The sequence below is a fragment of the Kineococcus indalonis genome, assembly GCF_009906395.1.
GTDB classification, from domain to species: domain Bacteria; phylum Actinomycetota; class Actinomycetes; order Actinomycetales; family Kineococcaceae; genus Kineococcus; species Kineococcus indalonis.
The window spans coordinates 1-5,821 of the sequence record NZ_JAAALM010000253.1 but is presented as its reverse complement, the minus strand read 5'-3'; the positions used below and the strand labels follow the sequence as shown (position 1 = coordinate 5,821).

Sequence of the window (5,821 nt, the reverse complement as noted above, 5' to 3'; positions counted from 1 at the left end):
CCCCCGGCCTGCGCGGCGTCGGGCTGGGCGGGGAGGGCGCCGGGGAGAGCCTGCAGCGCACGTTCGCCGACGTGGAGGACCTCGCCGTGGACTGCCGCTTCGGCGACTGCTCGCACACCGCCGAACCCGGGTGCGCGGTGCTCGCCGCGATCGGGGCCGGGGTGATCGGGCAGCGGCGCCTGGACAGCTACCGCAAGCTCGAGCGCGAGCAGGAGTGGTTCGCCGCCCGCACCGACGCGAGGTTGCGGGCGGAGCGCACCGGCCGGTGGAAGGCGATCCACAAGCAGCAGCGCGCGCTCCGCCCGCGCCCCTGAACCGGGGTCCCGGACCGGGCGGACCGGGGCCCCGGGCGCGCTCAGCCCTGCGCGTCCCCGCGCAGCTGCGCGCGCGCCGCGTCGTAGGCGGGGCGGACGACGTCGCTCGCCAGCGCCAGGCGGTCCGGGAACGGCAGGAACGAGGCCGCCAGCGCCGTGATGGTGGCGCGCTCGACGTCCTCCAGGGTCCAGCCCGCCTCGTCGGCCAGCAGCGCGAACTCGCGCGAGAGGGTGGTGGCCGAGACCAGGCGGTTGTCGGTGTTCACCGACACGGAGAACCCCAGGTCCTTCAGGGCGGTGGCCGGGTGCTCGGCGACGCTGGTGGCCGCGCCGGTCTGCACGTTGCTGGAGGGGGCCAGCTCCAGCACCACGCCGCGGTCGCGCACCCAGTTCGCCACCCGGCCCAGGCGCGCCACCGGCATCCCGAACCGGTCGCTGCCCTCGCCGAACTCGATGTCCTCCACGATCCGCACGCCGTGGCCGATGCGCTGCGCGCCGCACGGGAACAGCGCCTCGGCGATGCTCTCCACCCCGGCGGCCTCCCCGGCGTGGATGGTGACGGGGAAGCCCGCCGCGTGCAGCAGGTCGAACGCCTCGCGGTGGCGGGCGGGCGGGAAGCCGTCCTCGGCGCCGGCGATGTCGTACCCGACCACGCGGCCGCCGGCGTCGTCGCGGTGCCGCAGCGTCAGCTCGGCGATCTCCAGGGAGCGGTCGGCGTGGCGCATGCCCGTCAGCAGGGTGCCCACGCGGATGGTGCGCCCGGCCTCGGCGGCCAGCTGCTCGCCGCGGCGCATGCCCTCCTCCACCGCGACGACGACCTCGTCCAGGCTCAGGCCGGCGCGCAGGTGCTGCTCGGGGGCGTAGCGCAGCTCGCCGTAGACGACGCCGTCCTCGGCGAGGTCCAGGACGGCCTCGGTCGCCACCCGCGCCAGCGACTCCGCGTCCTGCATGACGGCGACGGTGTGCTCGAACGTCTCCAGGTAGCGCACCAGCGAGCCGGAGTCGGCGGCCTCGCGGAACCAGACCGCGAGCTCCTCGGGGTCGGTGGTGGGCAGCGCGTGCCCGTTCGCGGAGGCGATCTCCACGATGGTGGACGGCCGCAGGCCGCCGTCGAGGTGGTCGTGCAGGGACACCTTGGGCAGGGCCCGCATGTCGTCGAGAGTGCTCACCCCCCGATCCTGGCAGCTCCGGCGCGCCCCTAGCCTGCGGGCGTGTCCTGCCCCGCCCCGCTGACCGTGCGCGACGCCGTCGCCGCCGACGCCGCCGCCTGCGCGGCGATCTACGCCCCCTACGTGCGCGGGACGGTGGTCTCCTTCGAGGCGGAGGCGCCGGACGCGGCGGAGCTGGCCCGGCGCATCGCCGCGGCGCAGGAGCGGCACGCCTGGCTGGTCGCCGAGGAGGGCGCGCCGCAGGGCCCGCGGGTGGTCGCCTACGCGTACGCCGGGCCGTTCTCCGGGCGCGCGGCCTACCGGTGGTCGTGCGAGGTGAGCGTGTACGCCGAGACCGGCCGGCGCCGCACGGGCGCGGGCCGCCTGCTGTACGCGGCGCTGCTGCAGCGCCTGGAGCAGCGCGGCTACCGGGCCGCGTTCGCCGGCGTGGCCGAGCCGAACCCGGCCAGCTCCGGGCTGCACCGGGCCACCGGCTTCGAGCCCGTGGGCACCTACCGGCGGGTGGGCTTCAAGCACGGCGCCTGGCGCGACGTGACGTGGTGGCAGCGCCCGCTGGGGGTGGACGACCCGCACGGCGCGGCGCCGGCGGAACCGCGCTGAGGGGCGGCCCGGCAGGGTCGTGCCGGGTTCGCCCGCCCGGCGGGCGCGCGCGGGGCGCGGGCTCGAGCATGCCCCCGTGAACCGACTCGCCCGCACCGTCGTCGCCCGCCGCTGGTGGGTGCTGACCGCCTGGGTCCTGCTGACCGCGCTCGGCGCGTTCGCCGCGCCGCGCGCGGTGGACGCCCTGACCTACGACTTCGGCCTGCCCGGGCAGCCCGGCTACGAGGCGAACCGGGAGGTCGTGGACCGCTTCGGCTCCGGCGGCGACGTCGCCCCGCTGCTGCTCGTCGTCGGCGACGGCACCGCCCCGGTGGACCCGGCCGCGGCCGCGCCGCTGGTGGGGGCCGTGCAGGCGGCGCTGCCCGGGGCGCGCACCGCCTCCTTCGCCGACAGCGCCGAGCTGCTCGCCGACGACGGGCGGGTCGGGGTCGTCGTCGTGCACTACGCGCCGGTGCCGGGACCGGCGCCGTTCGCCGCGGCGCTGCCCGCGCTGCAGGGCGTGGCCGCGCAGAGCACCGCCCGCGGGACGCCGGTGGCGGTGACCGGCAAGGACGCCCTGGTGGCGGGGCAGGAGGAGGGCGGCGGCGGCGCCGGGGTGCTCGCGGAGACCCTGTTCGGCGGGCTGGGGGCGCTGGTGGTGCTGCTGCTGGTCTTCGGCTCCGCGCTGGCGGTGATGCCGCTGCTGGTGGCCGCCGCCTCGATCCTCACGACGTTCGCGGTGGTGTGGGGGCTGACCGGCCTGACCGACGTGTCCTTCATCGTGCAGTTCCTGCTCGCCCTCATCGGCCTGGGCGTGGCCATCGACTACGCCCTGCTGATCGTCACGCGCTGGCGCGAGGAGCTGGGCCGCGGGCTGGACGCGCGCGCCGCGGTCGAGGCGGCGCTGGCCACCGCCGGGCGCTCGGTGCTGTTCTCCGGGGTGACGGTGGCCGTCAGCCTGGCCGCGCTCATCGCCCTGCCCGTGCCGTTCCTGCGCAGCGTGGGCTTCACCGGGCTGCTCATCCCGCTCATCAGCGTCCTCAGCTCGCTGACGCTGCTGCCGGCGCTGCTGGTGGTCGCCGGCCGGCGCCTGGACTGGCCGCACCGGCGCGCCAGCTCCCCGGACAGCCGGGCGTGGCGGCGCGTGGGCACCGCGGTGGTGCGCCACCGCTGGGTGTCCACGGCGCTGGCGACGCTGCTGCTGCTGGCGCTGGCCTCGCCGGTGCTGGGCCTGCGGCTGGGCCAGCCCAGCGACGCCTCCCTGGCCTCCACCGGCGGCCCGGCCGCGCAGGCGGTGCGGCTGCTGCAGGGCACGTCCGTGGGCGCCGGCCTGACGCTGCCGGTGGAGGTCCTCACCGACGACCCCGCCGCGGTGCTGGCGGCCGTCGGCGGCGTGCAGGGGGTGGCCGGGGCCCTGGCGCCGGCGGCGTGGTCGGACGGGACGACCTCCGTGGTGGAGGTGTGGACCGCGCAGGACGCGACGACGGCCGCCGGTGCGGAGGCGGTCGCGGCGGTGCGCGCGGCGGCGGGGGCGACCGGCGCGCGCGTGGGCGGGGTGCCGGTGCAGGACGCGGACTTCCTCGAGGCCGTCTACGGCAACGCCGGCTGGGTCGTGGGCCTCATCGTCGTGGTGACGTTCGTGCTGCTGGCGGTGGCGCTGCGCTCGATCGTCCTGCCCGTCAAGGCGCTGGTGCTCAACGTGGTCTCCCTGGCGGCGGCGTACGGGGTGACGGTGCTCGTCTGGCAGGAGGGGTTCCTCACCGAGACCCTCTTCGGGCAGAGCGCCTCGGGCACCATCACCACGTGGGTGCCCATCGCGGTGTTCGCGTTCCTGTTCGGGCTGTCGATGGACTACGAGGTGTTCCTGCTCTCGCGCATCCGCGAGGAGTTCGACGCCGGCGGCGACACCGACGCCGCGACGGTGGACGGGGTCTCGCGCACCGGCCGGCTGGTCAGCTCCGCGGCCCTGATCCTGTTCCTGTCGTTCACCTCGCTCTCGCGGGTGCCGGCCACCGAGGTGAAGATCCTCGCCACCGCGCTGGCGCTGGGCATCATCGTGGACGCCACGGTGGTGCGCGGGGTCCTGGCGCCGGCGCTGGTGGCCGCGCTGGGCCCGGCGAACTGGTGGCACCCGCGGGCCGGCCGGCAGCGCCGCGACGGGCTCGCGCCAGCCCACCGGCACCACCGGCAGCGGGCACGAGCGCAGCGGCCGGCCCACCACGCGCGGCACCGTCAGGACGAAGTGGCAGCCGTGCCCCGGCCTGCCCCACACCTCCAGCCGCCCGCCGTGCAGCCGGGTGTCCTCCAGCGCGATGGCCAGGCCCAGGCCGCTGCCGCCGGTGGTGCGCGCCCGCGCCGGGTCCGCGCGCCAGAAGCGGTCGAACACGCGCGCCAGCTGCGCCGGCGCCAGGCCCACGCCGTGGTCGCGCACGCCCACCGCCACGGCCGTCTCGTCGCACACCACGGTCACCTCGATGGGGCGCGACTCGCCGTGCTCGACGGCGTTGCCGAGCAGGTTGCGCAGCACCCGCTCGATGCGGCGGGCGTCCACCTCGGCGGTGCACGCGGAGGCGGGCTCGGAGACCAGCACCGCGCTGCCGCGCCGCTCGGCCAGCGCCGCGGTGAAGTCCACGACGCGGTGCACCAGCGCCCGCACGTCCTGCGGGTCCGGCTCCAGCGCGGCGGCCCCGGCGTCGAAGCGGCTGATCTCCAGCAGGTCCGACAGCAGCGCGTCGAAGCGCTCCAGCTGCGTCAGCAGCAGCTCCGCCGAGCGGGAGACCACCGGCTCGAAGCCGGAGCGGGCGTCGTGGATCACCTCCCCGGCCATCCGGATCGTCGTCAGGGGGGTGCGCAGCTCGTGGCTGACGTCGGAGACGAAGCGCTGCTGCAGCCGGGAGAGCTCCTCCAGGCGGCCGATGTGCTCCTGCATGCCGGCGGCCATCGCGTTGAAGGCGCTGGCCAGGCGGGCCAGGTCGTCGCTGCCGCGCACCCGCATGCGCTCGTCCAGGCGGCCGCCGGCCAGGCGCTCGGCGGTGCCGGCGGCCTCGCGCACCGGCTGCACGACCATGCGCGCCACCACCCAGGCGACCGTGGCGACGAGCACCACCAGCGCCAGCCCGCCGCCGGCGAACGTGGCGCGCACGAGGTCGGTGGTGCGCTGCTCGCTGGTCAGCGGGTACACGAAGTACAGCTGCCGCTCGCCGGCGCGCGGCAGCGCCACGGTCGAGCCCACCACGAGGCTGGGCGCGCCCGCGCCGCCGGAGAGGTCGACCAGCTGCAGCTGCTGCACGTCCGAGGAGGACACCGCGCGCCGCAGGGGCGCGGGCACGTCGGCCGGCGAGAGCCCCTCGGAGGCCAGGTCGCGCACCGGCGCCGCGCCGGGGGCCGCCGGCCCGGGCGACAGCAGCAGCACCCCGCGCAGCCGGTCGGGCCCGGGGCCCTCCAGGGCGGAGACCACGTCGCCGGCGAGCTGCTCGACGTCGGCGTCGGTGCTGGGCGTGGAGGCGTCGAACTGGGACTGGGCCGTGGCGGCGGCGCGGGCGGCGTCGGCCAGCGCCACCCGCTCGCGCTCCTCGACGAGGCCGTCGGCGACGGCGTCCAGCAGGTAGGTGCCCACGGCGAGCGCCACCAGCAGGCCCAGGGCGGTGGTGATGACGACCACGCGCAGCTGCAGGGACTCGCGCCAGCGCCGCAGCAGGCCGCGCCGGGCCCTGCGGCGCAGCTCGCGCGCGGGCCGGGCGCGGGCGAGCTGCGCCGCAG

2 protein-coding genes and 3 pseudogenes are annotated in these 5,821 nt (G+C 77.4%); 3 read left to right on the top strand and 2 right to left on the bottom strand.

All coding sequences use genetic code 11. The annotated features are described in order from the left end of the window. A pseudogene (locus tag GTR00_RS12935) lies at positions 1-314 on the top strand (ribosome small subunit-dependent GTPase A); the annotation flags it as partial. Positions 315-355: 41 nt separating this feature from the next. Here GTR00_RS12935 and GTR00_RS12930 read toward each other — a convergent pair. After that, positions 356-1,465 carry an adenosine deaminase gene (locus tag GTR00_RS12930; RefSeq protein ID WP_166612024.1) on the bottom strand — a complete coding sequence of 370 codons (1,110 nt, stop codon included), beginning with the start codon at positions 1,463-1,465 and terminating at the stop codon, positions 356-358. A gap of 60 nt (positions 1,466-1,525) precedes the next feature. Between GTR00_RS12930 and GTR00_RS12925 the strand changes: the two genes are divergently transcribed. After that, the gene (locus GTR00_RS12925; RefSeq protein ID WP_323132446.1) at positions 1,526-2,083 is read left to right on the top strand and encodes a GNAT family N-acetyltransferase; all 558 of its coding nucleotides are present in this window, start codon (positions 1,526-1,528) and stop codon (positions 2,081-2,083) included. 19 nt (positions 2,084-2,102) lie between these two features. Beyond that, positions 2,103-4,208, top strand: a pseudogene (locus GTR00_RS24040) (MMPL family transporter); the annotation flags it as partial. 90 nt (positions 4,209-4,298) lie between these two features. Here the strand turns inward: GTR00_RS24040 and mtrB are convergent. Beyond that, a pseudogene (gene mtrB / locus GTR00_RS24035) lies at positions 4,299-5,690 on the bottom strand (MtrAB system histidine kinase MtrB); the annotation flags it as partial. Positions 5,691-5,821 lie beyond the last annotated feature (131 nt).